The organism is Cognatundibacterium griseum (assembly GCF_014284195.1).
GTDB lineage: Bacteria > Pseudomonadota > Gammaproteobacteria > Burkholderiales > Burkholderiaceae_D > Undibacterium > Undibacterium griseum.
Map to the genome: position 1 here is coordinate 408,338 of NZ_JACOGC010000003.1, position 26,690 is coordinate 435,027.

26 protein-coding genes are annotated in these 26,690 nt (G+C 54.7%); 12 read left to right on the forward strand and 14 right to left on the reverse strand.

Annotation, left to right across the window (positions count from 1 at the left end; translation table 11 throughout):
• Nucleotides 1–99: 99 nt before the first annotated feature.
• Nucleotides 100–1,056 carry a M23 family metallopeptidase gene (locus H8K27_RS10155; protein WP_186863046.1) on the reverse strand — a complete coding sequence of 319 codons (957 nt, stop codon included), beginning with the start codon at nt 1,054–1,056 and terminating at the stop codon, nt 100–102.
• Between the two features lie 61 nt (nt 1,057–1,117).
• Here H8K27_RS10155 and H8K27_RS10160 point away from each other — a divergent pair, with 61 nt between their 5' ends.
• Nucleotides 1,118–1,618, forward strand: a complete 501-nt coding sequence (locus H8K27_RS10160; RefSeq protein ID WP_186863047.1) for a DciA family protein — start codon at nt 1,118–1,120, stop codon at nt 1,616–1,618.
• Nucleotides 1,619–1,651: 33 nt separating this feature from the next.
• On the opposite strand, the gene H8K27_RS10165 is transcribed toward H8K27_RS10160, so the two are convergent.
• Nucleotides 1,652–2,203 carry a cob(I)yrinic acid a,c-diamide adenosyltransferase gene (locus H8K27_RS10165; RefSeq protein ID WP_186863048.1) on the reverse strand — a complete coding sequence of 184 codons (552 nt, stop codon included), beginning with the start codon at nt 2,201–2,203 and terminating at the stop codon, nt 1,652–1,654.
• A gap of 301 nt (nt 2,204–2,504) precedes the next feature.
• Between H8K27_RS10165 and H8K27_RS10170 the strand changes: the two genes are divergently transcribed.
• Nucleotides 2,505–3,392 carry a LysR substrate-binding domain-containing protein gene (locus H8K27_RS10170; protein ID WP_176802853.1) on the forward strand — a complete coding sequence of 296 codons (888 nt, stop codon included), beginning with the start codon at nt 2,505–2,507 and terminating at the stop codon, nt 3,390–3,392.
• A gap of 78 nt (nt 3,393–3,470) precedes the next feature.
• Here H8K27_RS10170 and H8K27_RS10175 read toward each other — a convergent pair whose 3' ends face one another.
• From H8K27_RS10175 to H8K27_RS10190, 4 genes are all read right to left on the reverse strand, one after another.
• Nucleotides 3,471–4,391, reverse strand: coding sequence for an aldo/keto reductase (locus H8K27_RS10175; protein WP_186863049.1), 921 nt, complete (start codon nt 4,389–4,391; stop codon nt 3,471–3,473).
• Nucleotides 4,392–4,485: 94 nt separating this feature from the next.
• Complete coding sequence (locus tag H8K27_RS10180; RefSeq protein WP_186863050.1) at nt 4,486–5,136, reverse strand: DsbA family protein; 651 nt, start codon at nt 5,134–5,136, stop codon at nt 4,486–4,488.
• 79 nt (nt 5,137–5,215) lie between these two features.
• On the reverse strand, nt 5,216–6,340 hold the full coding sequence (locus H8K27_RS10185; RefSeq protein ID WP_186863051.1) for an anhydro-N-acetylmuramic acid kinase: 1,125 nt from the start codon (nt 6,338–6,340) through the stop codon (nt 5,216–5,218).
• Nucleotides 6,341–6,418: 78 nt separating this feature from the next.
• A complete protein-coding gene (locus H8K27_RS10190; RefSeq protein WP_186863052.1) occupies nt 6,419–7,786 on the reverse strand; it encodes a M23 family metallopeptidase in 1,368 nt (455 codons plus the stop codon).
• Between the two features lie 296 nt (nt 7,787–8,082).
• Here H8K27_RS10190 and tyrS point away from each other — a divergent pair, with 296 nt between their 5' ends.
• Genes tyrS through H8K27_RS10205 form a run of 3 tightly spaced genes read left to right on the forward strand, consistent with a single transcriptional unit; the run spans nt 8,083 to nt 10,515 of the window.
• On the forward strand, nt 8,083–9,351 hold the full coding sequence (gene tyrS / locus H8K27_RS10195; RefSeq protein WP_186863053.1) for a tyrosine--tRNA ligase: 1,269 nt from the start codon (nt 8,083–8,085) through the stop codon (nt 9,349–9,351).
• On the forward strand, nt 9,348–9,803 hold the full coding sequence (dtd, locus tag H8K27_RS10200; protein WP_186863054.1) for a D-aminoacyl-tRNA deacylase: 456 nt from the start codon (nt 9,348–9,350) through the stop codon (nt 9,801–9,803). Before tyrS ends, dtd begins: the two co-directional genes overlap by 4 nt.
• Nucleotides 9,804–9,861: 58 nt before the next feature.
• On the forward strand, nt 9,862–10,515 hold the full coding sequence (locus tag H8K27_RS10205) for a histidine phosphatase family protein (RefSeq protein ID WP_186863055.1): 654 nt from the start codon (nt 9,862–9,864) through the stop codon (nt 10,513–10,515).
• On the opposite strand, the gene H8K27_RS10210 is transcribed toward H8K27_RS10205, so the two are convergent.
• On the reverse strand, nt 10,503–10,751 hold the full coding sequence (locus H8K27_RS10210; protein ID WP_186863056.1) for a hypothetical protein: 249 nt from the start codon (nt 10,749–10,751) through the stop codon (nt 10,503–10,505). The two genes, H8K27_RS10205 and H8K27_RS10210, sit on opposite strands and share 13 nt — an antisense overlap.
• A gap of 154 nt (nt 10,752–10,905) precedes the next feature.
• Between H8K27_RS10210 and dusB the strand changes: the two genes are divergently transcribed.
• From dusB to ruvB, 6 genes are all read left to right on the forward strand, one after another.
• Nucleotides 10,906–11,916, forward strand: a complete 1,011-nt coding sequence (gene dusB, locus H8K27_RS10215; RefSeq protein WP_186863057.1) for a tRNA dihydrouridine synthase DusB — start codon at nt 10,906–10,908, stop codon at nt 11,914–11,916.
• Nucleotides 11,917–12,002: 86 nt separating this feature from the next.
• Nucleotides 12,003–12,236: a helix-turn-helix domain-containing protein gene (locus H8K27_RS10220; protein ID WP_110258221.1), complete on the forward strand. Its 234-nt coding sequence runs from the start codon at nt 12,003–12,005 to the stop codon at nt 12,234–12,236.
• 54 nt (nt 12,237–12,290) lie between these two features.
• On the forward strand, nt 12,291–13,856 hold the full coding sequence (gene purH / locus H8K27_RS10225; protein WP_186863058.1) for a bifunctional phosphoribosylaminoimidazolecarboxamide formyltransferase/IMP cyclohydrolase: 1,566 nt from the start codon (nt 12,291–12,293) through the stop codon (nt 13,854–13,856).
• Nucleotides 13,857–13,890: 34 nt separating this feature from the next.
• On the forward strand, nt 13,891–14,433 hold the full coding sequence (gene ruvC, locus H8K27_RS10230) for a crossover junction endodeoxyribonuclease RuvC (RefSeq protein WP_186863059.1): 543 nt from the start codon (nt 13,891–13,893) through the stop codon (nt 14,431–14,433).
• 205 nt (nt 14,434–14,638) lie between these two features.
• Nucleotides 14,639–15,220: a Holliday junction branch migration protein RuvA gene (gene ruvA / locus H8K27_RS10235; protein ID WP_186863060.1), complete on the forward strand. Its 582-nt coding sequence runs from the start codon at nt 14,639–14,641 to the stop codon at nt 15,218–15,220.
• Between the two features lie 15 nt (nt 15,221–15,235).
• Complete coding sequence (gene ruvB, locus H8K27_RS10240; protein WP_186863061.1) at nt 15,236–16,273, forward strand: Holliday junction branch migration DNA helicase RuvB; 1,038 nt, start codon at nt 15,236–15,238, stop codon at nt 16,271–16,273.
• A gap of 176 nt (nt 16,274–16,449) precedes the next feature.
• On the opposite strand, the gene H8K27_RS10245 is transcribed toward ruvB, so the two are convergent.
• Complete coding sequence (locus H8K27_RS10245; protein WP_186863062.1) at nt 16,450–17,475, reverse strand: porin; 1,026 nt, start codon at nt 17,473–17,475, stop codon at nt 16,450–16,452.
• A 416-nt stretch (nt 17,476–17,891) separates the two neighbouring features.
• Nucleotides 17,892–19,034, reverse strand: a complete 1,143-nt coding sequence (locus tag H8K27_RS10250) for a porin (RefSeq protein ID WP_186863063.1) — start codon at nt 19,032–19,034, stop codon at nt 17,892–17,894.
• A 344-nt stretch (nt 19,035–19,378) separates the two neighbouring features.
• On the opposite strand from H8K27_RS10250, the gene coq7 reads away from it, so the two are divergent.
• On the forward strand, nt 19,379–20,011 hold the full coding sequence (gene coq7 / locus H8K27_RS10255) for a 2-polyprenyl-3-methyl-6-methoxy-1,4-benzoquinone monooxygenase (protein ID WP_186863064.1): 633 nt from the start codon (nt 19,379–19,381) through the stop codon (nt 20,009–20,011).
• Nucleotides 20,012–20,027: 16 nt separating this feature from the next.
• On the opposite strand, the gene H8K27_RS10260 is transcribed toward coq7, so the two are convergent.
• From H8K27_RS10260 to deoC, 5 genes are all read right to left on the reverse strand, one after another.
• The gene (locus H8K27_RS10260) at nt 20,028–21,290 is read right to left on the reverse strand and encodes a putative Na+/H+ antiporter (protein ID WP_186863065.1); all 1,263 of its coding nucleotides are present in this window, start codon (nt 21,288–21,290) and stop codon (nt 20,028–20,030) included.
• A gap of 124 nt (nt 21,291–21,414) precedes the next feature.
• Nucleotides 21,415–23,697 (reverse strand): UvrD-helicase domain-containing protein, encoded by a 2,283-nt coding sequence (locus tag H8K27_RS10265; RefSeq protein ID WP_186863066.1) that lies wholly within the window; start codon nt 23,695–23,697, stop codon nt 21,415–21,417.
• 79 nt (nt 23,698–23,776) lie between these two features.
• The gene (gene deoD / locus H8K27_RS10270; protein WP_186863067.1) at nt 23,777–24,487 is read right to left on the reverse strand and encodes a purine-nucleoside phosphorylase; all 711 of its coding nucleotides are present in this window, start codon (nt 24,485–24,487) and stop codon (nt 23,777–23,779) included.
• Nucleotides 24,469–25,854: a thymidine phosphorylase gene (deoA, locus tag H8K27_RS10275; RefSeq protein WP_186863068.1), complete on the reverse strand. Its 1,386-nt coding sequence runs from the start codon at nt 25,852–25,854 to the stop codon at nt 24,469–24,471. The genes deoD and deoA overlap by 19 nt, the downstream gene beginning before the upstream one ends.
• Nucleotides 25,855–25,858: 4 nt before the next feature.
• Nucleotides 25,859–26,629, reverse strand: a complete 771-nt coding sequence (deoC, locus tag H8K27_RS10280; RefSeq protein ID WP_230419150.1) for a deoxyribose-phosphate aldolase — start codon at nt 26,627–26,629, stop codon at nt 25,859–25,861.
• Nucleotides 26,630–26,690: the final 61 nt, after the last annotated feature.

The window sequence follows — 26,690 nt, forward strand, 5'->3', positions numbered from 1 at the left end:
ACTCACGATTCTACCATGCGGCTCAGGCTTCACCAGTAAACACTGAGCAAAAGCTGGCCGTATTGGCAGGAGTTGGTGGCAATTTGTGCAAACTCAAGCTTATTTTTGATTCAAAGCTGCAACATTTGCCAGATTGGCGCCCGCAGACAGGAATTTATGCGGATTTTGCGGCACGTCTTTGACCCTGACCTCGAAATGCAGATGCGCACCGGTTGAGCGTCCGGTTGAGCCAATATCGGCGATATGCTGGCCGCGTTTGACGATATCGCCGAGTTTCACATAGATTTTAGAGGTGTGCGCATAACGGGTAATTAAATCCCCGCCGTGGTCAATTTCCAGCATATTGCCGAATTGCGGATGGTATTCGGCGGCAATCACCACACCGCCAGCCGCAGCCACAATCGGGGTGCCGGTCGGTGCCGGAAAATCAATGCCTTCGTGAAAAGCATTGCGTCCCGTGAACGGGTCTAACCGCCAGCCGAAACCGGACGCGTTGTAACTCACATTCACCGGCTGAATCGTGGGCAGCAGCTTGGACTGCATCTTGAATCCCATGAGCTTGGTTTCCACCACATTCAGATAATCGGAGCGGTGATCCACATCGGTGGACAAGGCGTCCAGCGCCGCCTGAAACTCGGACATATTCAGCTCATGCGCAGGGGCGCTGGAAATTTCCGGTCCGCCCCGCGGTGGCAGCTCCTTGAAATTAAACTCTTCCGGTTTGATGCCGGCCAGCCCCTGCACCCGCTCCCCCAGCGCATCCAGCCGGATCAGCTGCGCCTGCATTTCTCCCAGTTTGACAGCCATTGCCGCCAGGTTTTCTTTCACATAGCGGTCTTTGGCGTTGGGATCATTGACCAGGGATGCGCTGGCCGGAAGGATGCTTTTCAACAGCGGCACATCGGCGCTCGCCAGCCGCAAAGTCACGGCGGCCATCAGTGCGGCACACAGCATGGTGACGATCAAGAATCCTAACAATCCGATCACAATGTGATGCGTCGCCAACGTGACGGATTTGGCCTGCGTGAAACGGGAATGCATCAGAATGATCTGCATTTCTCTCCCCTGTGAGCTTCTGACGCTAAAGACTGCGCCGCTTTATGGTAATGTGCTGCCCATGCCGACATCTTCATCACCTCCGTTTCGAATCCATATCAGGCGCGGACGCCCGGTTCAGGGTGCCAGCGGCGCTGCCGATTTTCTGCGCATGAATGAAAAATTCTCGCCTCTGTTGCCGGCGATCCAGCGCAATGTGTCGTTACAAAAAGATTGTGCGGCAATCCTGCCACCGATATTTGATACTTGTGAAGTCATGCAGCTGGCTGAAAACCGGCTGACGCTTTCTGCGCCGAATGCCGCCCTGGCGACGAAGCTGAAACAATATTGTCCGAAACTGCAGGCTTACCTGCTCGAACGTGGCTGGCAGATTAACGCAATCCGTATCAAAGTACAAGTCAAGCGGACGGTGCCCAAAGCACCGCCGGTCAAACAGCTGAAACTGTCCGCCACCGCCCTGCAGGCATTCAGTCACCTGGAAAAAACCATGGATGACAACACACAGAATGCCGCATTGAAAATGGCGCTTACCAGGCTGCTGGAACGGCACCGGCAAAAATAAGGCACACTCCAGAGCACGCGCCGTTCCGCCGCATCAGCGCTCACGCTCCTTTTCCCATAGCACATCGGCACCGCGGCTTAAGTGATTCAGCACCCGTGCCAGCACAAACATCAGATCGGACAGGCGGTTCACATACTGCCGCGGCGCATCATTGATGGGTTCGCTTTTCCCGACACTGACAATGGCGCGTTCCGCCCGGCGGCATACGGTGCGGCAAACATGCGCCAGTGCAGCCTGGCGCGAGCCTCCCGGTAAAATGAAGTCTTTCAGCGGCGGAAGATTGGCGTTGTATTTTTCCAGCAAGGCATCCAGCCTGGCAACTTGTTCCGCCGTGATCAGCTGATAACCCGGGATACAGAGTTCACCGCCCAGATCAAACAAGTCGTGCTGAATCGAAATCAGCTCCTGCTGCATCTGCTCCGGCAAATTCTCACACAGCAGAACCCCAATATGGGAATTCAGTTCATCCACATCGCCCATAGCGTGCACCCGCAGCGCATCCTTATCGACACGACTGCCGTCACCCAGCCCGGTTGTTCCGGCATCGCCGGTGCGAGTTGCAATTTTAGAAAGCCTATTACCCATGTTATGTCCGAAATCCGCAATGAAGTCACAGAGCATAAGACAAAAATGCCCGGTACGCATCATAATAGGGCGCTGGATAAGCAATTCATGCGGAATGGCTGAACGCATGCGCCGGAAAATCTGTTGCATTCCGGCTTCGTAATACTCATGTCAGTATTGTTCACGACAATGCTGACATCCGGCCGGGAACGATGCGTGCGAGATTGGTGTATATCGTATGTACAAAATGTTGCCCGCCGCCTGCGCGCCTTGCAATACAATCCGTTCAGCCCGCAAAACAGAATAATGACCAGGACTCACGATGGCTACACGATTACCACCGGTTCACGCTCTTTCCGCTTTTGAAGCAGCTGCCCGCTTCGGATCCTTTGCCGTGGCTGCGGAAGAACTCTGCATCACCCCATCCGCCCTGTCGCACCGGATCCGCCTGCTGGAAGAGCATCTGTGCGAACGGGTGTTTGTGCGGGAGGGACGCAGTGTCACCCTGACGGAATTCGGCCGGCGCTATCTGGATGTTGTCAGGGCTGCGCTGCGTACCCTTTCGGATTTTCCCCTGCCTAACAAAACGACCCAAAATCAGATGCGGGTCAAAGTGACGGTACCGCCAACTTTTGCCCGTTACATGTTCATGCCGCGACTGGCCGAATTCATGGCCGAATATCCGGACATTGAAGTCGAAGTCTATCTGTTCGTCCCGCTGTACGATCTGAGCCTGTCGGAAAGCGATGTCGAAGTCCGCTTCGGCGCTGGGGAATATCCCAATCTGGTGACCAAAAAACTGTTTGTCGAACCCAGTTTCGCCGTCGCCAGCCCCGCCTATCTGAAGACCATCCCGCCGGTCAAAACACCGGAAGATCTGCGCCATGCACGACTGCTGCGCTCAGCGCTGGAGCCGTGGCAGCCGTGGTTCGAAGTCGCCGGACTGGACTGGGCAGAACCGACGCGCGGCCTGCGTGTGGATGATCTCGGTCTGCTGCTGGAAGCAGTCAAGCATGGTCACGGCGTGGGTCTCACGCGTCAGCATTTCGCGCAGGACATGATTGACAACGGCGATGTGGTCCGTCTGTTTGATACCCAGCTGGCCAGTCCGCCGCATGCCTATTACCTGGTGCATGAAGCCCAGCCCAGCCTGCGGCCTGAAGTGCAGCTTTTTATCGACTGGATGCAATCAGCCTATCAGGTCATCTGAACATAGTGAGTCGTCCGGCACACAAAACTGCGTGATGCCGGAACGAATCCAGCAATTCATCCTGCATTGATTCCGGCATTAATCAACCGAGCGGCCGGCGGATGCCGTCCAGAGCCGGAACCAGTTCTCGCGCGACAAGACCTGCGTGCAGGCCTGCACAGCCTCGCGCACTGCTGCCAGCCGGCCGGAACCTGTCAGGACAACCGGACGCGAAGGATGCTGCAGCACCCAAGCCAGCGCCACCGTGCTGACAGGCAAACTGAGTTCTGCCGCAATCTGCTGCAATACCTGCTGCACCCGCTGCAATTGCGGCGATGCAGTCGGCTCCTGCGTCAGCAGGCGGCCACCCGCCAGCGCCGACCAGATCATCGGAACAATCCGTTCGCGCTGGCACAGATCGAGCGTGCCATCGGTCAATGCCTGCATCTGCAACAACGATAACTCTATCTGATTCGTGACCAGCGGCACGCGGGAAGCCAGCAGCGCAAACTGCGACGGCGTAAAATTGGAAACGCCGAAATGCCGCACTTTGCCACTCTCCCGCAATTGCGTAAATGCTGCGGCGATCTCATCCGCATCCATCAGCGGATCGGGCCGGTGTATCAGCAGCAGATCCAGCGTTTCAATCTGCATCGCCCGCAACGACTGTTCAGCAGAAGCAATGATGTGTTCGCGGCTCGTATCGTAATGCTGGATGCTGTGCGCGGGCCGCTGCGGTGACACCAGCCGGATACCGCACTTGCTGACAAACTGGAAGCGCTGGCGCAACCCGGGGGCGATATGCAGCGCCTCACCCAGCAAGGTTTCACTCTGGTAGTCGCCATAGATATCGGCCTGATCGAGCGTGGTCACCCCCAATTCCAGCGCCTGCTCCAGAAAACTGACCCGCTCCTGGGGTGTCATTTGCCAGCTGGCCAACCGCCATAAACCGAGAACAATACGGGAAAATGCGGGACCATCCGCTGCCATGTTGATGCGTGGGGCAATCGTCGTATTCATAAAATCCGTGGTGATCGTAAAAAAATATACGCCGGTCAGCGACCGGAAAAAAACAGCGGTATCTCCGTAATGCTTGAGGTACCTGCTATATCAGTTATGCCTCTTTTACCTGCGATATCGCAGCCTGCAGGCTGGCAGTTTTGGTATACCCCGAAGCCACCATATGCAAAGCGTTCTGATGCAACAGCAACAAGGTCGGAAACCCGCGAATATCCCAGCGCTGGCATTGCTGGAATTCCTGCTGCGTGGCCATCATGCAGGCAGGCGAATTCAATGTTTCAAGAAAGCTCTCGGCATCAAAACTGCCGGCACCGTCAATCTGGTTGAGCGCATCGGTCACGATCACGGCAAGCTGCGCCAGATCCGTCACATCAGCCCCCTGGGCATAAAACGCCCGCTGAATCGCATGAAAAACCGGAAGCAGCTGGCGCACGGTCAGATGATCGGCCACCATTTTTGCCGCCACAAAAGCGCGGCAGGCAGGTTCCGTATCGTAAATAAAACCGGGTTGACCCATGGCCGCTTCAGAAAATGGCAGACCGCTGGCTTCTGTCACATGCTTCCAGTGCTGATGCAGAGTCTGCCGCAGCTCGTCGCTCAATGGTTCTTTATTGTAGGCACGCAGGCCGCCGACCAGGATATCGAGTTCTGCGTCCGGCATGCTGTCGAGCAAGGCCTGCAGCTCGGGGCCAAATCCATAGCACCAGGAGCACATCGGGTCGGCAACATAGATCAATTGTGTCATGGCAGCTCGCTCAGAAAATCAGTGATGCCGTATTGTATAGAAAGCCGGCGCACTGTACAGGACGCCGCCGGAATGCAGATCAGGCCGGATACCAGGCGCCCAGAATCCGTGGCCCGCGCGCACCAGTCACCGCCGCCAGGTTTCCCGGCTGACGCAGGCAGAATTGCTGTGCCAGCCAGGCAAAAGCCAATGCTTCCACCTGTTCCGGTGCAACGCCCAGTGACGCGGTGCTGTCGACCGCCACCTGCTTTTGCGTTGCCTGCAATTCGCTCCGCAGCAAGGACATCAGATGCGCATTGTAAGCACCGCCGCCACAGACATAGACAGCACTGACGTCCCTGCAATCGGCAGTCATGGCCTGCGCCAGCGTGCGGGCGGTGTAAGCGCACAAGCTCGCCTGCACATCGGCGGCAGCCAGATCAGGCAATGACCGCAGATGGGACAACAACCAGTCGCCGTGAAACAAGTCGCGTCCGGTACTTTTCGGCGCCGGCAACGCCAGATAAGGCTCCTGCATCAATCGTTCCAGCAATGCCTCTGACACGCGCCCCTGTGCCGCCCAGGCACCGTCACGGTCATACGCAGCGCCCTGCTGTCTTTGTATCCAGAAATCCATCAGGACGTTTCCTGGTCCGGTATCAAAACCATGCGTACTGCCATCTGCCGCCAGCACGCTGATATTGCTGATGCCGCCGATATTGGCCACCACCCGCGTTTCACCGGCTGCACCAAAAATAGCGCGATGAAAAGCGGGCACCAGCGGTGCTCCCTGACCGCCGGCCGCCACGTCGCGGCTGCGAAAATCAGCCACCACACTAATCCCGGTCAGCTCTGCCAGCAAAGCCGGATTATTGGTCTGACGCGTATAGCCCAGTTCTGGCCGGTGGCGTATGGTTTGCCCATGCGCACCGATTGCACTCACCTTCACCGGCCCCGATTGCGCCAGCAAAGCGCTGACGCATTCTGCATACACGTTCGCCAGCCGGTTTGCCAGCAGCGCTTCCAGATGAATTTCATTATTTCCCGGCTGCTGCAGCGACAACGCATCCGCACGGAATGTCTCGTCGAAAGCGACATAAGCGCTTGCCAGCAATTCGGTTGGCGCAGCCGAAGATGCTGGTAATCGGACCAGTACGCCATCCACGCCATCGAGGCTGGTGCCAGACATTAAACCGATGTACAGCTCTTGATTTCCGTAACGCATAGTCGCTTCAGTCACGTGAATGCATGCTTGAATGAAAAAAGGCCGAACATCTGTCCGGCCTGGATGGAGTGATGACGATCAGCGGGATGCGAGTTTCATCGTCTCGGCAAAACGCTCCGGACGCATCAGGTTGAAACGGTGCGTCATGTCAGCCGCAATCGCCCTGAACCGCGGCATATCGTTCCCGGCCAGTGGCGGAGCATCGGGTACCACAATCGACATCGGGTCTTTCGGCTGATTACTGACACGGAACTCATAATGCAGATGCGGTCCGGTGGCCCAGCCGGTAGAGCCGACATAACCGATCACATCGCCCTGGCTGACATGAGTGCCTTTGTGAATCCCCGGTGCAAACGCGCTCATGTGACCATATGCCGTGCTGTAAGCTCCCCAGTGTTTGATGACGATCAGATTTCCGTAGCCATTGCTTTTTCCGGCCATTTCCACCACACCATCACCGGAAGCACGAATCGGCGTACCGGTCGGCGCCGCAAAATCCACGCCCTGATGTGCTTTCCAGACACCAAGAATCGGATGCATACGCATAGAAAAACCAGAAGAAATACGGGTAAATTTCAGAGGAGACTTTAGGAAAGCTTTCTTGAGTGACTTACCGTCAAACGTGTAATAACCACCCGGCCCGCCAGCTTCATCAAACCACACCGACTGATAGGTTTTACCGGCATTGGTGAACTCACCGGCCAGCACACGGCCAGTTTTCACCAACTGACCGTTCTGCCAGAAACTTTCATAGACGACATTAAACTGATCGCCGCGCTGCAATTTACGGAAATCGATATTGGTTTCAAACATGCTGACGATCTGCGAAGCGACCGGATCTGAAATATTGGCTTCATCCGTCGCGGCAAACAGCGAGGAGCGGATATTACCGGAAGCCATTTCAACACGCCGCTCCAGCTTGGCATTCACTTCCGTCGCCACGAAATGACCGTTTGCATCGCGGTTGATTTCAATATTCCGTGCAGGCTTGTCGTTGCCATCCTGCAGCGTCATCTGCAACCACTCCAGCTCTCCCTCTTCATTCGTGCGGGCGCGAACAGCCTTGTCCGTACGAAGCTGCAAAAGATTGCGTGCAATACTGTCGGATTTAATGAATTTATCGGCCTCTTCATCATCGACGCCCAAACGCAGCAGCAGTGCGCTCAAGGTGTCGCCGCGACGGATGGTTTCTTCCCTGATGAAATGCTGTTCGCTGGCTTCCAGCGCTGCAATCTGCTCATCGAGTGCCGGGAGCGGTAAAGTCTGGGTGATTTTCTTGACTGGTAAATCTGACGCATCGGGAGCCAGTGGCGCTACCGCTGCCGCACCGACTGCACATACCGCGAAAAATAACGCGGTGACAGAAACCACTCGGGTAACGCGGGTAGAACCGGGCAACCATCTGCTGCCAGTCACCACGCGAAGTAATTTATCTGTTGGACGCATGCAATAAGTTAAAATTGACTGTTTTTATAAAAAATTCTCTGTCGTTACAGGTCTGAAGCAGATTGCACAAAATGCATACTATGCGACTCAGGCTACAGATAGGAACGACAAACAAAGCCGGAATTATAAAACAAGTAAACCTGGTAGTAATTCTGAAACTGCACCTGAAACTGAATCTGAAATCAGGCCGAGCTCAGACGAGAACCAGGGTACAGAATTAAGCAAAACGCTGATTATGAATTCAGAATACAAATCCTGACCAGCGGTGTTACAAAAAAATTTGATGTGAATTAAACATGACTTCTGCACAAGCAACTACCTCTACTTCCGCCCCATCTTCATCACCAGCCCCTTTGCCATTGTCTGAAGCGGTTTTACATGCGCTCGCTGTGACCAAGCGCGGTGTTGACGAATTGCTCATAGAATCTGAATTTGCACAAAAACTCGCGCGCAGTGAGCAAACTGGCAAGCCTTTGCGCATCAAACTCGGACTGGACCCGACCGCGCCCGACCTGCATCTGGGTCACACTGTCGTGCTGAACAAAATGCGCCAGTTGCAGGATCTCGGACACAACGTGATTTTCCTGATTGGCGATTTCACCTCGATGATCGGCGACCCGTCCGGCCGCAATGCCACGCGTCCGCCGCTGACGCGCGAGCAGATTGAGGAAAATGCGCAGACTTATTTCAAACAGGCGAGTCTGGTGCTGGACGCGGCAAAAACCGAAATCCGCTACAACTCCGAATGGTGCGATCCGCTGGGCGCACGCGGCATGATTCAGCTGTCATCCAAATACACCGTGGCGCGCATGATGGAGCGCGACGATTTTACCAAGCGCTTCAAAGCCGGCACGCCGATATCGATTCACGAATTTCTGTATCCGTTAATGCAGGGCTATGATTCGGTCGCCCTGCAATCCGATCTGGAGCTGGGTGGCACGGATCAGAAATTCAACCTGCTGGTGGGCCGTGAATTGCAAAAAGATTACGGACAAGAGCCGCAATGCATTCTGACCATGCCTTTGCTGGAAGGTCTGGACGGCGTCGAGAAAATGTCCAAGTCGAAAAATAACTACATTGCGATCACCGAACCGGCGAATACCATGTTTGCCAAAGTCATGAGCATTTCCGATGAAATGATGTGGAAATACTATGACCTGCTGTCCTTCTGTTCGATAGAGCAAATCGCGGCATATAAGAAAGCCGTGGCAGAAGGCCAGAACCCGCGTGATATCAAAGTCGCTCTGGCGCAGGAAATCGTTGCCCGCTTCCACAGCAAGCAGGCTGGTGAAGAAGCACTGGCAGATTTCGTGAACCGTTCTAAAGGCGGCATTCCGGATGACATTCCGGAAGTTACGCTGGCGGGTGCGCCGCTCGGTATCGGTCAATTGCTCAAGCAGGCAAATCTGTGCGCCTCCACTTCGGAAGCACTGCGCATGGTGGAGCAAGGCGGCGTGCGCATCGACAGCGCTGTCATCAGCGATAAAGGTTTGAAAGTCGACGCCGGCAGCTTCGTGCTGCAAGTCGGGAAACGCAAATTTGCCCGCGTGACACTGACCGCATGATCGCCTTATTGCAGCGCGTCAGCCATGCCAGCGTGGTAGTGGATGGCGTCAGCATCGGTGCGATACAGGCGGGTCTGATGGTGCTGGTCTGCGCAGAACGCGGAGATACCGAAAAAGAAGCAGACACCCTGCTGAGCAAATTACTCGGCTACCGGGTTTTCAGTGACGATGCCGGCAAAATGAACCGCAGCATCCGCGACACACAAGGCGGGCTGTTGCTGGTGCCGCAGTTCACGCTGGCTGCCGACACCCAGGCCGGCACCCGGCCATCGTTCACGCCTGCCGCGCCGCCCGAAGTCGCCAAACAATTGTTTGATTACTTCGTCGCGCAGGCCTGCACGCAACATGCGCAGGTAGAGACTGGTCAGTTTGGTGCCGACATGAAAGTCTCGCTGACCAATGATGGGCCCGTGACGTTCTGGCTGGAAACCAAAAAGCAAGCGGCGCCGTAATGTGCGTCAATATCTCGGCTCCCATCCCCCACCGGCACTCGTCAAAATCTATTCAACCATGACAGAAATTCTTCTGATACGGCACGGCGAAACCGCCTGGAATGCCATTAAACGTCTGCAAGGCCATCTCGATATCCCGCTCAACGCCGAAGGTACACGTCAGGCAAAAGCACTGGCTGCTGCCCTGCAAAACGAAAAACTCGATGCCATCATCTCCAGCGATTTACAGCGCGCCGTGCAGACCGCCGGAGAAATCGCCCGCCTGCAAGGGATCAGCACCCGTATTGACGCGGGCTTACGCGAGCGTTGCTACGGCGGCTTTGAAGGGCAGTTATACAGCGAGATTCCGCATCTGTTCCCGGAAGCACACGCCGCCTGGAAATCTCATGATCCGGACGCAGAGTTTCCACCGGGCGAAAACGCCGGAGAAACCACACGCCGGTTTCATCAGCGCGTGATGGATCATATTTATCACTACGCAAGACAATTCGCGCATCAGAAAATTGCCCTCGTTGCCCATGGCGGTGTGCTGGAATGCGCCTACCGTGACGCCCGGCAGCTGCCGCTGAACGCGCCGCGCGAAGTCACTATCTTCAATGCCAGCATTAACCGTTTCCATTTCGACGGCAAACAACTGCAATTGATACAGTGGGGCGATATCGCGCATCTGGATGCCGACGATACGCTGGACGAAATCGATCACCCCAAATAAGCCACGGCAGGCAGCGTTTCCCTTACTGAAACCGCCTGCCGCTCCGGCACATACTGCGGCGCTGAGCAGACGTCGCAAGGCATAAGTACTGCACCAGAAATGTTTTGCGTCAGCCCGGCAACTGATAAACATTCCCTATTGATCCCTGCCGTAAAATCATTCATCACAATCACAGAATCGGGCTTGGGTTTCCGGAGAAGTATGATCAGCAATCCATCAAAAAAACCCCGCTTCATGCCGGCATCAATCCCAGTGCAGGTGTGTAAAAAAGCAATGAAAAATAATTATTTGTCACAATAAATAATCTCTTTTTTAGAATGATTTTTGCCAATTATTTAGGCAGCTTTCAGGTAGAATAGCGCTTCTTCAAAATTCCCCTGTCAGCGCATCGTGCAAATCGGCTCTTACCTTCTGCGAAATAATCTGTTTGTAGCACCGATGGCAGGCGTGACAGACCGGCCATTCCGCCAGCTATGCAAAGAACTGGGCGCAGGGTATGCCGTGTCAGAAATGGCAGCATCAAATCCCAAGCTGTGGGAAACCGAAAAATCAACACGCCGCACCAACCACGAAGGCGAGATGGAGCCCAAGGCCGTGCAGATTGCCGGCGCCGATCCGCAGATGCTGGCCGATTGCGCCAGGCACAATGTCGATAAAGGCGCACAGATCATCGATATCAACATGGGCTGTCCGGTCAAGAAAGTCTGTAATGCCTGGTGTGGTTCTGCGCTGTTGCAACACGAAACGCTGGTCGGTGAAATTCTGGATGCTGTCGTTAGCGCGGTCGATGTGCCGGTCACGCTGAAGTTCCGCACCGGCTGGGATCGCGCGCATAAAAACGCACTCACCATCGCGCGCATGGCGGAAGCCGCAGGCATACAGATGCTGACGCTGCATGGACGTACCCGCGCCGACGGCTACAAAGGCGAGGCTGAATACGAAACGATTGCCGCAGTTAAGGCAGCGGTGAAGATTCCTGTTGTAGCGAATGGCGACATCACCACACCGGAAAAAGCCCGCTACGTACTCGATGTGACTGGCGCCGACGCCATCATGGTCGGCCGCGCGGCGCAGGGCCGACCGTGGATTTTCCGCGAGATTGAGCATTTCCTGAAAACCGGTACTCATCTGCCACCGCCACTGATTGCGGAAGTCCGTGAGTTAATGTTGCAGCACTTACAGGCCCATTATGCGTTTTACGGTGAATTCCTCGGTGTACGAACGGCACGCAAGCATATCGGCTGGTATGTACAGGATCTGAGCGGTGGCGAAGAATTCCGGCAACAGATGAATCTGCTCACCGATTGCGAACAACAACTGGCTGCCGTCAGTCATTTTTTTGATTGCATGGCCGGGGAACGGTTACAATACCGCCCCTTTGAAGAAAAACTGGCAGCGTAAACAAGAGTCGTCGTGTGTATTACGCCCAGCTGCTGACAGACGGGTGGTCAACACCACCATGCATAACCAAACCAAATAAAAACAACATGAGCAAAGATAGTATCCAAGACGCCGTTCATAAAAATCTGGAAAAATATTTCCGCGATCTGGGTGAACAACCCGCCTCCAATATTTACGACATGGTTGTGCTGGCTGTCGAAAAACCGATGCTGGAAATGGTGATGACGCGCGCCTCCAGTAACCAGTCGCAAGCAGCGGATATGCTGGGCATTAACCGTAATACCCTGCGCAAAAAACTGCAGCAGCACGGCTTGCTGTAAGCAGCTGGCACCTCATGCAGCCTGACACCGATTTCCCTACTTAATGAAAATATCATGATCAAACAAGCCCTCATATCCGTCTCCGACAAGACCGGTGTGCTCGATTTTGCACGTGAATTGTCCGCACTCGGTGTCAAGCTGCTGTCCACTGGCGGTACCGCCAAACTGCTGGCCGATAACGGTTTGCCTGTCACCGAAGTGGCAGACTACACGGGTTTTCCGGAAATGCTGGACGGTCGTGTGAAGACGCTGCATCCGAAAGTCCATGGCGGCATTCTGGCGCGCCGCGACTTCCCTGAGCATGTCGCAGCACTCGAACAACACGGCATTCCTACCATCGATATGGTAGTGGTGAATCTGTATCCATTCCAGCAAACAGTCACCAAGGCAGAATGCTCACTCGAAGATGCGATCGAAAACATCGACATCGGCGGCCCGACCATGTTGCGTTCCTCCGCAAAAAATCACAAAGACGTGACAGTGATTGTTGATCCCAGCGACTACGCGATCGTGCTGGCAGAAATGAAGGCCAATCAGAACGTCGTCAGCTATGACACCAAATTCACACTGGCAAAGAAAGTGTTCGCCCACACAGCACAATATGATGGCGCGATCACGAATTACCTGACCAGCCTCGGCGCAGACAAAGCGCATACAACCCGCAGCGCCTATCCGCAAACACTGAATCTGCATTTTGAAAAAGTTCAGGAAATGCGCTACGGCGAAAACCCACATCAGTCTGCCGCGTTCTACCGCGACCTGAAGACCGTTGCCGGCGCGCTGGCGAATTACACGCAATTGCAAGGCAAAGAACTGTCTTACAACAATATCGCCGATTCCGATGCTGCATGGGAATGCGTAAAATCGTTCAAAGAATCTGCCTGCGTGATCGTCAAACATGCGAATCCTTGCGGCGTCGCATTGGGTGCAACACCATTCGAAGCCTACAGCAAAGCGCTGCAAACCGATCCGACTTCCGCTTTCGGCGGCATCATCGCCTTCAACCGTGAACTCGATGGTAAAGCCGCAGAAATCGTCGCCAAACAATTTGTCGAAGTGCTGATCGCACCATCTTTCACTACCGAAGCAAAAGCGATTTTCGCGGCTAAACAAAACGTACGTCTGCTGGAAATCGCGCTGGGTGACGAGATCAACCAATACGACGTCAAACGCGTCGGCGGTGGTTTGTTGGTACAGGCCCCCGACTCGAAAAACGTGTTGCAGGAAGAATTGCGCGTCGTCTCCAAACTGCAGCCAACACCGCAGCAAATGGCCGATATGATGTTTGCCTGGCGTGTTGCGAAATTCGTCAAATCGAATGCCATTGTCTTCTGTGGCAACGGTATGACACTGGGTGTCGGTGCAGGCCAGATGAGTCGTATTGACTCGGCACGGATCGCCTCCATCAAGGCGCAGAATGCCGGTCTGACGCTGGCTGGCTCTGCGGTAGCATCGGATGCATTCTTCCCGTTCCGCGACGGACTGGATGTCGTGGTGGATGCCGGCGCCACCTGCGTGATTCATCCGGGCGGCTCGATGCGCGATCAGGAAGTGATCGACGCAGCGGATGAACGCGGCGTGGTGATGGTCTATACTGGCACCCGTCATTTCCGTCATTAATCAAACGCCTTGCTCTTCGCGGGGCAAGACAAGCATGAAAATATTAGGCATCGACCCCGGCCTGCGCACTACTGGCTTCGGGGTCATCCACAAACAGGGTCAGAAGCTGACATACATCGCTTCCGGGACCATCAAAACCGTCGAAGGCTCCCTGCCCGACCGGCTCAAAACGATACTTTCAGGCGTCTCTGAAATCGTCCACACCTATCGTCCCGATTGCGCAGCCATCGAAAAAGTGTTCGTGAATGTGAATCCGCAATCAACGCTGTTGCTGGGGCAAGCACGCGGTGCTGCCATCTGCGCACTCGTTTCGGCTGAACTGAGCGTGGCGGAATATACGGCCTTACAGGTCAAGCAAGGAGTGGTCGGTCATGGCCGTGCCAGGAAAGAACAGGTGCAGGACATGGTGCAGCGTTTGCTGATGTTATCCGGCACGCCAAGTCCCGACGCTGCAGACGCACTTGGTGTTGCTATCTGCCATGCGCACAGCGGCGAGGCGCTGGTGACGCTGAGTGCGATCGCGCCTGAACTGGCAAAAAAGGGATTGCGCGTCAAGGCAGGCCGGCTGATCGGGTAGCACCCGAAAAGACAGCGACTGTTATCCGGTCAATTTCTGCACAAACGAACAGGCGCACTCCGGTTTCAGGTCTCATGTGAAGGTGAAGGATTTGCCGGGTTTCCCGTCACCACAATACAACGGTAAAAATCGCACCGATAACTCTCCTCAAGCTCCCCAGAATCGTTTACTATCACTGCTTATTCATACAGTATGAAAGCCGGACATGATCGGTCGCATTGCAGGTACCCTGATAGAAAAAAATCCTCCTCAGTTACTGATCGATTGCCAGGGTGTCGGCTATGAAGTGGATGTGCCGATGAGCACGTTCTATAACCTGCCCACGCTGGGAGAAAAAGTCGTTTTGCTGACGCATCTGGCGATACGCGAAGACGCACACGTGCTGTTCGGTTTTGGCAGCGCAGAAGAACGGGCGACCTTCCGTCAGCTGATCAAAATTTCCGGCGTCGGTGCACGCACCGCCCTGTCAATCTTATCAGGCATGTCCGTTGCCGATCTGGCGCAGGCGATTACGGTACAAGAAGCAGGCCGCCTGACCCGGATTCCCGGCATCGGGAAAAAAACCGCAGAACGCTTGTTACTCGAACTGAAAGGCAAGCTGGGGGCAGATTTATTCACTACCGCCGAAGCATCTGCCGGCGGCGATCATAGTGCGGATATCCTGAATGCCTTGTTAGCCCTGGGTTATTCAGACAAAGAAGCCCGCCTTGCCTTAAAAGCCATTCCAAAAGACAGCAACGTATCAGACGGCATCAAACTCGCTCTGAAAATCCTGTCCAAGGCCTAATCTCCGGGATCTGCGATGAGTATACAAACTGATAATCTTTCCATCGACTTTTCTGAACAGCGGATTATTGCCGCCACACCCGCCTCCTCCGGCGAAGAGGCGATCGAACGTGCATTGCGCCCCAAGCAGCTTGACGAATACGTAGGGCAGGAAAAAATCCGCGGCCAGCTGGAAATCTTCATCACCGCCGCACGTCAGCGCAAAGAGGCGCTGGATCACACATTACTGTTCGGACCACCAGGTTTAGGAAAAACAACGCTGGCCCATATTATCGCTCGCGAGATGGGTGTGAATTTGCGGCAAACATCCGGCCCGGTACTGGAGCGTGCAGGTGATCTTGCCGCACTGCTGACCAATCTTGAAGCGAACGATGTCCTGTTTATCGACGAAATACACAGGTTGTCACCCGTCGTTGAAGAGATTTTGTACCCCGCACTCGAAGACTACCAGATCGACATCATGATCGGCGAAGGCCCCGCTGCCCGCTCCGTGAAACTGGATCTGCAACCATTTACACTGGTCGGTGCCACGACCCGCGCCGGAATGCTGACCAATCCGCTACGCGACCGTTTTGGCATTGTAGCGCGGCTGGAATTTTACACACCGGACGAATTAACCCGGATCGTCACCCGCTCATCGGCATTATTGAATGCCCCCATTCACGAAGATGGTGCCAAAGAAATTGCGCGCCGCTCTCGCGGAACACCGCGCATTGCGAACCGACTCTTACGCCGGGTGCGCGATTATGCCGAAGTCAAAGGAAATGGTGAAATCACAAAACACACTGCGGATGCCGCATTGCGGATGCTGGACGTGGATATCGCAGGTTTTGATCTGATGGACAGAAAACTGCTGGAAGCCATTTTATTCAAATTTGGCGGCGGTCCGGTCGGACTTGATAATGTGGCGGCAGCAATTGGCGAAGAACGCGATACGATTGAAGATGTGCTGGAACCTTACCTGATTCAGCAGGGCTACCTGCAACGCACCCCGCGCGGACGCATTGCCACTTCGCAGGCATATGAACATTTTGGAATTCTCCCTCCTGACTAATCGTTTATCCGGGAAAATCACAGGGCCGTTCAGTTAACAGAAACATCAGCGAGAAGATGCCGTCATGATGTGGCTGAAAAATCCTGATCGTCATATTGATCATCTGTCATTAATAAAAAAAGCACCAGAAATCCGGTGCTTTTTTTCAGACGAAGCGCCCAAAACGGGCGCTGACATCAGAATGCGTGATGAATACCTACATTCACCAGGCTTGCTGTTGCGCCATTGGCAACAGCCAGACCGCCGCCGTTGATGTTTGCATCATTCGTTACACGAGAGTAAGAACCGTAGAAATTCGTACGCTTGGACAAGGAATGTGTAAAACCAACTGCCAGCTGAGTGCTGTTGTTTGCAGTGGATGCCATATTGTTTTGCAGACGTGCTGCTGTTGCCAGGATGTTGTCAGCAGCAGTGACTGGCACGGTTACGCCCAGCATGTAACCTTTTTGATCCAGTGTATTGTTGTCTGTTGTGTCTTTGGAGTAGCCAAATGCTGCCTTAGCTGCGCCAAAATCATAAGTTGCGCCCAACAATACGGACTTCAGACCATTGCTGGCTGCATCATTTTGTTTGTAGTACACAGCGCCGACATACAATGGGCCTGCAGCATACTGACCGTTGATACCAACAGAACGGCTAGCAGATGTATTACCAGCGACTTCGCCGAAACCATACAGAGCCATGGTGCTGAAGCCGGACATGTCTGCAGACTGGTAGCTAATGCTGTTGTTGACACGCCATGAGCTGGCGGACAGGAAACCGAAAACACCGCCTGTGGAAGTGGAGCCGCCAGCAACGCCGGATGTGAATCCCAGATCAAATGGATCAACTGCGTCGAAGAAGTAGAACTGTGGTGTGTACTGACGACCCATCTTCACAGTACCGAAGTCACCTTGCAGACCAACCCAAGACTGACGACCGAATGTCAGGCCACCTTGTGATGCGCCAGAATCCATGTAAATACCAGCTTCCAGAGCAAAAATCGCTTTCAAGCCGCCGCCCAGATCTTCTGTGCCCTTGAAGCCGAGACGGGAACCGCCTTGCTCGCCGCTGTCCAGTGCATATTTAGTACCAGAACCATTACCGCGATTGCCCGCCTGAACTGCCATATCAGCGATACCATAAACGGTTACAGAAGACTGCGCTTGTGCGGAACCTGCAACAGCAGCCATAACTGCCAGAGCGATGAGTGATTTTTTCATTTAATTTCTCCAAAGGATTTCAAATAACAAAGCTGCGTTTCAATCGTGAAGCAAAAATTCATAACTTGTGATGAAACCAAACTTCTTGTCTGTGAACTGCTAATCTCAACATACTGTATTTGACCAAATATGACAGTCAAGAGCCAAGCTAAATCCACATATTGTAATTATTTAAACAATGTTTTGTCTCACACCAGCAACAAATTCGATATTAAATTGCAAACAAGTAAGTTTTTTATTAATACCACTTCCGCTTTTGACTACCTATAAATTTCCTGTAAATTCGTTATTTCTCCATTCCCAGGAAAAACCCGTATTTGAAAACGTCAGCGATCAGGGCACTAAAAAACAAAAATGCCAGCACAATTGCTGGCATTTTTGAAGATCTGTGAAATCAGCAGAATTACATCGCCGGATCAGAATGCATGCAAAATACCGACGGCAGTGCGTACTGCGTGATCCTGATTAGCCAGATTGCCGATGATGCCCAGAGCCAGACTGGTGTCTTGCAGAGCGGCAGAGCCTGCTTTGGCATAAGTCAGGGATGCATAGGCAGTAGTGCGCTTGCTGAATGCATATTTGACCAGGCCAATGTATTGGTCTGCTTTACCATCCAGATCGCCGGAACGCTTGGTACCATAGTATGCGCCGGTGATCGTTGTCTGTGGCGACATCAGGTAGTCTACACCCAGGCCGACAACCTTGATCTTGCGATTATTTGCGTTACCGAACGGCGCGATCACGATATTCCCATCCACGGTATCCTGAGCATAAGTAGCGCGCAAAACGAAAGACGGATCCACTTTATACTTCGCACCTGCAGCCCATGCTGTCAATGTTGCTGTATTTGTGAAATCCTTCATCTTGGCATAAGCAACCGCGGCACCGTTTGTACCGTCAGTAAAGAAGCCAGATGCGCCCATGTATGAGCTGGCACCGGTGTCGCCTGCTTTTTCACCAAAGCCATACATCAAAGCGCCGCCGAAACCGTTTGTGATCGGGGAAACATACTTAATGGAGTTATTCTGACGCAGCGCAGTACCGCCCTGATTCGTACCAAAGCCACCGTACAATGCACCGGAATTCATACCGCCGAACATCACGTTCGGGTTGCTGCCTGCGTGTGCCAGCCCGATCGGATCGGCCAGACCAACGGAATCCACACCCAGAATATTGTTACGTCCAAAGGTCACTGTACCAAAGTCGCCGGACAAACCTACCCAGGACAAACGGTCAAACAGGGAACTGGAATTACCACCCTGATTAAACACATTGCCGCCGAAACCGGCACCAGCAGCGCCCGTGTCGTTAAACAGCGTGCCTTCCAGATTGAAAATCGCCTTCAGGCCGCCGCCGAGGTCTTCGCTGCCTTTAACACCCCAGCGGGATGTCAGCAACTGGCCTGGATCCATTGCTATTTTACTGGAACCTGTCGCCGTCTGATTAGTTGTATAGACAGTAGCAGCATCAACGATACCGTAGATCGTCACGGAAGATTGTGCAGAGGCTGTTGCGGCGAAAGCGCCCAGAATTGCGAAAGCAAGAAGTGATTTTTTCATTGAAAACGTCTCCAAATTGGTCATGTGATTCGGCTATGTATTGGTAGCTCTTATCGTTGGATTGATTACGGCTACTTGGTATTGGTATTGCCAGTGCTTCCAAACTGATTGATTAACAATCCAAGACTGATTGAACCAAACTACGCTGATTTGGGCAAAGAGAATTTGCGAACGACCGTATTTAAGCAAATTAAATGTGGTGCGATCACAACAAAATTGGATTCAAAACTGACAACCAAAACCCCGTAGCAAATCTGTTTCAAAGCAGTGCAACCGCAGCAAAACGGCAGAAACGGAGAGATGTTTTAAAATGACGATTACTTCTCCATCAGACAGGATTTACTATGGCATTCCCCTTCCCTGACCGCGCAATCCTGACTTTTGACCGCGCTTTACGCACGGTTACGGCACAGGCGCGCAGCTCACGTCCTTACCCGGCTGCAGAGATCAGCAGTGACAATCTGAATGAACAGCAAAAGAAACACAGCGCGGGGCTGATGCGGGTCAATCATGTCGGTGAAATCTGCGCCCAGGCACTGTACGATGCGCAAAGCGCCTTTTCCCGCAGCGCAGAAGTGGAACGCCAGCTGCAACACTCCTGCATTGAAGAAGAAGATCATCTGGCCTGGACCGCAGCGCGGCTGCAGGAATTAAATTCGCATACCAGCCTCTTAAATCCGCTGTGGTATGCCGGCGCCTATTGCTGCGGCGTCGTCGCGGCAAAATGCGGCGATGCTGTCAGCCTCGGCTTTGTTGTCGAAACAGAACGACAGGTGGAAGCCCATCTTGCAGGCCACCTGCAGCAATTGCCAGAGCAGGATCAGCGCTCACGCGCCATTGTCGAACAGATGCGGCAAGATGAAATCGAACATGGCGCAGCAGCGCAAGCGCTGGGTGCAAGGGAAATGCCGGTACCGGTCAGATGGCTGATGAAAGGCATGGCTAAAGTGATGACCTCAACGGCTTATTTTATTTAAGGTTTCTTGTAAAAACTCACATAAAATAAAAGAAGGCGGCAGCAATGCCGGTCGGTATCAGCGCTGCTGCAAACAGGCCCGCGGGATTGATTACCTGTCCGGCAAAGTGCTCTTTGAGGATGGAAAAACCCGCGGGATTCGGCGCATTTGCAATCACCGTCAACCCGCCGCCAGCGACGGCACCGGATACCAGGGCATATTTCGCGCTGTCAGACAAGCCGGATACCAGCGACCCCAGATAAGTCAGTGCTGCGTTATCCGTGACGGCGGTCAACGCAGCCGCGCCCACGAACAAAACCGCATTATCCATTCCGGCCAGCACTGGCTGCAGCCACCATTGCTGCTGGCCGCCAAGCACAACCAGCCCCGCCAGAAAAAACGCCACCAGCAAACCTTCCCTGAGCATCAGCCTGTCCTGATATTGGTTGTAGGCTTCGGTAAATCCGAGAAAGAATAAAAACAGCCCAAGAAACACGACAGGATAATGGGCAAACCAGACGGTGGCGCTCAAAAACAGAAAATGCACCAGCACCACGGGCCAGGGAATGCTCATGCTGGCGACGGGCTGGTCGCTGTCTGCCAGCGCACTGAGTTCACGGCGAAAAAAAATCGTCAGAAACAGCGCGTTCAGCACCACGGCACAAGCAGCCTTCCAGCCAAATACCTGCAGCATGAATGCGCTGTTCCATCCCCATTTTTCCGCTACCATCAGTACCGGAGGTGCCGCAAATGATGTCAGCACGCCGCCGACAGACACATTCACAAACAGGACGCCCAGCGTCATGTATCTCATCTTTTCAGAGATTTGCCGGGAATAAAACCGGTCGCGCAGCATCAGCGCTGCCAGGGTCATGGCGGCGGGTTCTGTAATCAATGAGCCGGTCAGCGGAATCAAAGACAGGCACAAAAAATATGTCGCCAGATGCGCATTCAGCGGTAGCCCGTACGCCAGCCGCGAAACCAGCTGCTGCACCGACCACAGCACGGGACGGGTGCCGGCAATGACCAGAATCACGAAGACAAACAAAGGCTCAGTAAAATTCCTGGACTCCAGATAATGCACAGCCTGCTTCTGATCGGTCATCAGCGCCATCACACAAACCAGCACCAGTGCCCAGAAGCCGAATACCACCTCCACCTCGCCCAGCAAATGCCATAGTCCGGCATGATGCCGACTGTGATGCGCGCGCCGTAAAAAGTAAGCGCTTGAAAAAGTATGCAGTACTGCCAGCGCAAAAATACCTGCCGCAGCCACGGGCAATAAGGATGCCGTTATCATGTTATCTCCTGAAAGCAGATACCGGGCGGAATCTGACTGCTTGTCATCCACTCGGTATGGCTGCGTTTTTGAATGCTGAGCCTTTCAGTTTTTCAGCCGCTGCCACTGACGCATCTGCCCGCGCTCAAATCTTGTCAAGTTTCGCAATACTCAGGTCCAGCAGCTTCATACCGAATTGTCCGAAATTAATATGGGCTCGCGCACTGCTGCCGCTGCCTTCGATATTGACAATCACCCCTTCGCCAAATTTTGCATGCAAGACATTTTGCCCGATGCGCCAGCCATGACTATCCTGCGCTTTGCTCATGCCCTGCGCGAGCCGGTTCGCCTCTGCTGCGGGCGCTTCGTCCCAGGCGGATTTCTTATTCCCGAACCAGCTCGGCTGGATTTTCGGCGACAGCCATTTCAGGGATTCGTCCGGTAACTCATCCAGAAAGCGGGAACGCATGTTGTACCGTGTCTGGCCATGCAACATACGGGTCTGCGAGAAACTCAGGTACAAACGCTGACGCGCGCGCGTAATCGCCACATACATCAGCCTGCGCTCTTCTTCCACGCCGGATGCTTCCTGCATACTGTTTTCATGCGGGAATAATCCTTCTTCCAGACCGGTGATAAACACGGCATCAAACTCCAGCCCTTTGGCGGAATGCACCGTCATCAGCTGCAGGGCATCCTGCCCTGCCTGCGCCTGATTATCACCAGCCTCCAGCGACGCATGCGACAGAAATGCCGACAGCGGAGACATCACCGCCGGTAAGGCTGCATCGGCATCGATCACCGTCACACTATCTGCTGCGGGTAATAATGCCGCAGCGCTGGCAGGACCGGTCAGCGCCGGCGCTTCGCGGCTGAATCCTTCCTCGGAAACAAAAAGGGTGGCCGCATTGATCAGCTGCTCCAGATTTTCAATCCGGTCAGCCCCTTCTTTTTCAGTCTGGTAATGGGTCAGCAGGGTACTCAGATCCAACACGACCTGCACCATTTCCGGCAAAGGCAGATTCTGCGTTTCAAAACGTGCAGACTCAATCAGCCGGACAAAATTCGCCAGCGATGATCCTGCCTTCCCCCCCACATGCGGTACTGCCGCATACAAGGAAATACCGTGCTGCCTGGCGGCATCCTGCAATTGCTCCATGGAGCGGGCGCCGATTCCGCGTGCCGGGAAATTCACGACCCGCAAAAACGCAGAATCATTATGCGGATTGTCCATCAGCTGCAGGTAGGCGATGGCATGCTTGATTTCGGCACGCTCAAAAAAACGCTGACCGCCATAGACGCGATAAGGAATACCGGCGGTGAACAAGGCATGTTCGATGACGCGCGACTGAGCATTGGAGCGGTACAGGATCGCAATCTCACTGCGCAGGCTGCCTTCACGGATCAGGTTTTTCGCTTCATCGATGATCCAGTTGGCCTCCTGAATGTCGCTGCTGGCTTCCATGATACGGACAGGCTCGCCATGTCCGGCATCGGTGCGCAGATTTTTACCAAGACGTTTGCTGTTATTCGCGATCAGCACGTTGGCGCTGTCCAGAATATGTCCGTGAGAGCGGTAATTCTGCTCCAGCTTGATGAGATTCCGTACCTGGAATTCGCGTTCAAAAGCAGACATATTGCCGACGTTGGCGCCACGGAATGCGTAGATGCTCTGATCGTCGTCACCGACCGCGAATACGGCCGCCGGCTCCTGCTTTCCTGCGCCTGCCATCAGTTTCAGCCATTGGTATTGCAAATCGTTGGTATCCTGAAACTCATCCACCAGAATATGCCGGAAACGCGCCTGATAATGTTCGCGCAAAGGCTGGTTGCGGCTCAGTAATTCATAGGTGCGCAACAACAGCTCGGCAAAATCCACCACGCCTTCACGCTGGCACTGGGCATCATACAGGTCGTACAGCGCAACCATCTTGCGGTTGAAATCATCGTGCGCCTCCACCTGCGCAGCTCTCAGCCCCTGGTCTTTGGCGCTGTTGATGAAATACATCAGTGTTCTTGGCGGGAATTTTTCATCATCAATATTATTCGCTTTCAACAGACGCTTGATGAAAGACAGCTGATCACCGGAGTCCAGTATCTGAAACGTCTGCGGCAATCCGGCGTCGCGGTGGTGCGCGCGCAGCAAGCGGTTGCAAAGACCGTGGAAAGTACCGATCCACATACCGCGCGTATTGATCGGCAGCAGCGCCGACAAGCGCGTCAGCATTTCCTTCGCCGCCTTGTTGGTAAACGTCACTGCCAGAATCCCGCCGGGAGAAACCTGTCCGGTCTGTATCAGCCAGGCAATCCGGGTGGTCAGGACGCGCGTCTTGCCGGAGCCGGCACCTGCCAGGATCAGCGCGGATTGAGAAGGAAGCGTGACAGCCGCCAGTTGTTCGGGATTGAGGTTGTGAAGTAAATTTTGCATCCCGCGATTATACGGGACTCTGCGGTACTGTCAGGCGATATGAGACTCGGCAGCACTGACGCCGCGACCCCATCCGGGTTCAGATTTCCAGTGCGGCAGTCAGGGCAATCTCCATCATGCGTCCAAAGCTGTGCTGCCGTTCCGCGGCCGTCAGGCTGGCGCCGCCACGAATCTGGTCAGCAACGGTCAGCACCGTTAACGCACTGGCCCCGTATTCAGCCGCCAGCCCGTACAAACCGGCGGCCTCCATCTCTACCGCCAGTATCCGCATCTTTTCCATCTTCTCCAGCATTTCCGGCTGGGCCGAATAAAACAGATCGGCAGAAAACACATTGCCGACATGCACCGGATAATGCAGTCGCCGGGCGGCATCGCAAGCCTGCGCCAGCAGCGCATAATCGGCAATCGCTGCAAAATCATGGTCCAGAAAGCGCATGCGGTTGACCTTGCTGTCCGTGCCGGCTCCCTGCGCAATCACGATGTCCTGTAATTGCAGGTGGGGTGCAATCGCGCCGCAGGAACCGACCCGGATCAGGGTACGGGCGCCATACTCGCGGATCAGCTCGGTGGCGTAAATACTCAGGGAAGGAATGCCCATGCCATGTGCCATCACCGAAATTCTGCGGCCACGGTAATAGCCTGTATAGCCATACATATTGCGGATATCCGTCACCAGCTTTGCCTGCTCCAGCCAGTTGTCGGCAATCATGCGGGCACGCAGCGGATCGCCGGGCATCAGCACGATATCTGAAAAATCACCGGGAGATGCCGCTATATGTGGGGTCGCCATGTTTTACTTTCCTGAGGATGCCCGGCCTGCAGGCAGGCCAGTATCTGCTGCGGGGCAAAGGGTTGTACATCGGCCAGCTGGAATGCCTCGCGCACAGCGATGGCGGCGCGCTGATACGCCCCCTCGTCCCGGGCATGAACGATGGCAAGCGGCGTTTCGCTGGTGACTGGCTGCGCCAGCTCGGCCAGATGGCTGAGGCCAACCCGCAGGTCAGGCACCGCATCCGGCTGCGCGCGGCCACCACCCAGCCTGACAACCGTCCATCCCAGTGCCCGGGTGTCGATCTGCTCGACATAGCGCAGCTCCCCCGGCGGGATTGCCGCATACACAGGGCGCACGCAATCGGCTGCCGGTAAATAATTTTGAAAATGGCTGATGAAGTCAGACGGGCCACCCAGTGCGGCACACATCTGTTCAAATTTTTCCGCCGCCCGGCCTGATTGCAACACCTCCTGCAACATCTGTCCGGCCTGCGCCGGATCGTCTGCCAGGCCGCTGATCTGCAGCAATTCGGTCCCCAGTGCAAGCACAACCTGATGCAGACGCGGCGGACATTGATCCTGACGGAGATAATGCATGGCCTGCACCAGCTCCAGTGCATTTCCCGCGGCACTGGACAAAGGCTGATTCATGTCGGTCAGCAAGGCCGAACAGGTCATGTCCATACCGGCAGCCACTTCCCGTATCCAGCAGCCGAGCTGGGTGGCACGGGTCAGGTCAGGGCTGACTGCGCCGTTGCCCAGCTTGATATCCATGACCAGATAGTGAATACCTGCCGCTTTTTTCTTGGACAGGATGGAGGCGGTAATCAGCGGAATGGAGTCAATCGTGGCCGTCACATCCCGTACCGCATACAGACGCCGGTCAGCCGGTGCCAGCGTTTCCGTCTGGCCGACAATCGCCACGCCACACTGCAGGATCACCTGCCGCAGTTTTTCAATGTCCGGCGTGATGCAGTAACCCGGAATTGCTTCCAGCTTGTCCAGCGTGCCGCCGGTGTGCCCCAGTCCGCGGCCAGTAATCATCGGCACCACTGCGCCACAGGCGGCCAGCATCGGCGCCAGCACCAGCGACACCAGATCACCGACGCCGCCGGTCGAATGTTTGTCCACCACCGGCCCGGGCAACGCCATGCCGGACCAGTCCAGCATGGCTCCCGAAGCGGCCATGGCATTGGTCAGATACACACATTCCTGCCGGTTCAGACCACACAGCCAGCTTGCCATCGCAAAAGCGCCCAGCTGACAATCAGACCAGCTGCCGTCACAGATACCCTGCACAGCGCTGGCAATCTGCGTTGCACTGAGAATGTCGCCATCACGCTTGGCGGCAATCACTTCCTGCGGGAGAAAGGCTCTGGCAGGCATGTTGTCAGTAGGAAGAAGACGGGGTATGGCGTGTGCCGGCAAGCGTTGCGCTGACATCCGCCAGCAGGCCGGAAGCGCCAAAGCGGAAATGCGAAGGTGTCACCCAGGACGGCCCCATGATCCGGTCTGCCAACGCCAGATAGACCGCCGCATCCTCCAGTGTGCGGATGCCTCCTGCGGCTTTGAAACCACATTGACCGCCCTGCTCGGCAATCACCTGCAACATGATCTCTGCCGCTGCAGCAGTGGCATTGACCGCCACTTTTCCGGTCGATGTTTTAATGAAATCAGCGCCTGCCTGAATCGCAATTTCGCTCGCCTGCCGGATCAGCGCAGGCGACTGCAGGACGCCCGTTTCCAGAATCACCTTCAGGGTTCTGTCGCCACAAGCCTGCTTGCAGGCACGCACCAGACGCTGCCCGGCCACAGCATCGCCGGCCATCAGCGCGCGGTATGGAAACACCACATCCACTTCATCCGCGCCGCGCATCACGGCTGTCTGCGTTTCAGCGACAACGGCTGCCATTTCATGCGCACCATCCGGAAAATTACAGACTGTCGCAATCCGCACTGCATCAGCATGCTCATGGAATAACTGCTTGCGTGCCAGACCGATAAAACGGGAGTAAATGCACAAAGCCGCCACATACATCTGACCGGTCTGCACTTGCCCGCACAAGCTGACAATACGCTCCGGCGTATCATCTTCATTCAGGCTGGTCAGGTCAATCAGCGGCACAACCCGCCCTGCCAACGCACGGCGATCATTCATCATGGCGGCATCCATACCAGCTCCCGGTCAAACAAACAGAATGCTGATTCTAGTAGTGCCAGCC

Coding starts and splice junctions, on each gene's coding strand:
- H8K27_RS10155 (WP_186863046.1), bottom strand. CDS start 1,056: ATGCAGATCATTCTGATGCATTCCCGTTTCACGCAGGCCAAATCCGTC.
- H8K27_RS10160 (WP_186863047.1), top strand. CDS start 1,118: ATGCCGACATCTTCATCACCTCCGTTTCGAATCCATATCAGGCGCGGA.
- H8K27_RS10165 (WP_186863048.1), bottom strand. CDS start 2,203: ATGGGTAATAGGCTTTCTAAAATTGCAACTCGCACCGGCGATGCCGGA.
- H8K27_RS10170 (WP_176802853.1), top strand. CDS start 2,505: ATGGCTACACGATTACCACCGGTTCACGCTCTTTCCGCTTTTGAAGCA.
- H8K27_RS10175 (WP_186863049.1), bottom strand. CDS start 4,391: ATGAATACGACGATTGCCCCACGCATCAACATGGCAGCGGATGGTCCC.
- H8K27_RS10180 (WP_186863050.1), bottom strand. CDS start 5,136: ATGACACAATTGATCTATGTTGCCGACCCGATGTGCTCCTGGTGCTAT.
- H8K27_RS10185 (WP_186863051.1), bottom strand. CDS start 6,340: ATGCGTTACGGAAATCAAGAGCTGTACATCGGTTTAATGTCTGGCACC.
- H8K27_RS10190 (WP_186863052.1), bottom strand. CDS start 7,786: ATGCGTCCAACAGATAAATTACTTCGCGTGGTGACTGGCAGCAGATGG.
- tyrS (WP_186863053.1), top strand. CDS start 8,083: ATGACTTCTGCACAAGCAACTACCTCTACTTCCGCCCCATCTTCATCA.
- dtd (WP_186863054.1), top strand. CDS start 9,348: ATGATCGCCTTATTGCAGCGCGTCAGCCATGCCAGCGTGGTAGTGGAT.
- H8K27_RS10205 (WP_186863055.1), top strand. CDS start 9,862: ATGACAGAAATTCTTCTGATACGGCACGGCGAAACCGCCTGGAATGCC.
- H8K27_RS10210 (WP_186863056.1), bottom strand. CDS start 10,751: ATGAAGCGGGGTTTTTTTGATGGATTGCTGATCATACTTCTCCGGAAA.
- H8K27_RS10220 (WP_110258221.1), top strand. CDS start 12,003: ATGAGCAAAGATAGTATCCAAGACGCCGTTCATAAAAATCTGGAAAAA.
- purH (WP_186863058.1), top strand. CDS start 12,291: ATGATCAAACAAGCCCTCATATCCGTCTCCGACAAGACCGGTGTGCTC.
- ruvC (WP_186863059.1), top strand. CDS start 13,891: ATGAAAATATTAGGCATCGACCCCGGCCTGCGCACTACTGGCTTCGGG.
- ruvA (WP_186863060.1), top strand. CDS start 14,639: ATGATCGGTCGCATTGCAGGTACCCTGATAGAAAAAAATCCTCCTCAG.
- ruvB (WP_186863061.1), top strand. CDS start 15,236: ATGAGTATACAAACTGATAATCTTTCCATCGACTTTTCTGAACAGCGG.
- H8K27_RS10245 (WP_186863062.1), bottom strand. CDS start 17,475: ATGAAAAAATCACTCATCGCTCTGGCAGTTATGGCTGCTGTTGCAGGT.
- H8K27_RS10250 (WP_186863063.1), bottom strand. CDS start 19,034: ATGAAAAAATCACTTCTTGCTTTCGCAATTCTGGGCGCTTTCGCCGCA.
- coq7 (WP_186863064.1), top strand. CDS start 19,379: ATGGCATTCCCCTTCCCTGACCGCGCAATCCTGACTTTTGACCGCGCT.
- H8K27_RS10260 (WP_186863065.1), bottom strand. CDS start 21,290: ATGATAACGGCATCCTTATTGCCCGTGGCTGCGGCAGGTATTTTTGCG.
- H8K27_RS10265 (WP_186863066.1), bottom strand. CDS start 23,697: ATGCAAAATTTACTTCACAACCTCAATCCCGAACAACTGGCGGCTGTC.
- deoD (WP_186863067.1), bottom strand. CDS start 24,487: ATGGCGACCCCACATATAGCGGCATCTCCCGGTGATTTTTCAGATATC.
- deoA (WP_186863068.1), bottom strand. CDS start 25,854: ATGCCTGCCAGAGCCTTTCTCCCGCAGGAAGTGATTGCCGCCAAGCGT.
- deoC (WP_230419150.1), bottom strand. CDS start 26,629: ATGATGAATGATCGCCGTGCGTTGGCAGGGCGGGTTGTGCCGCTGATT.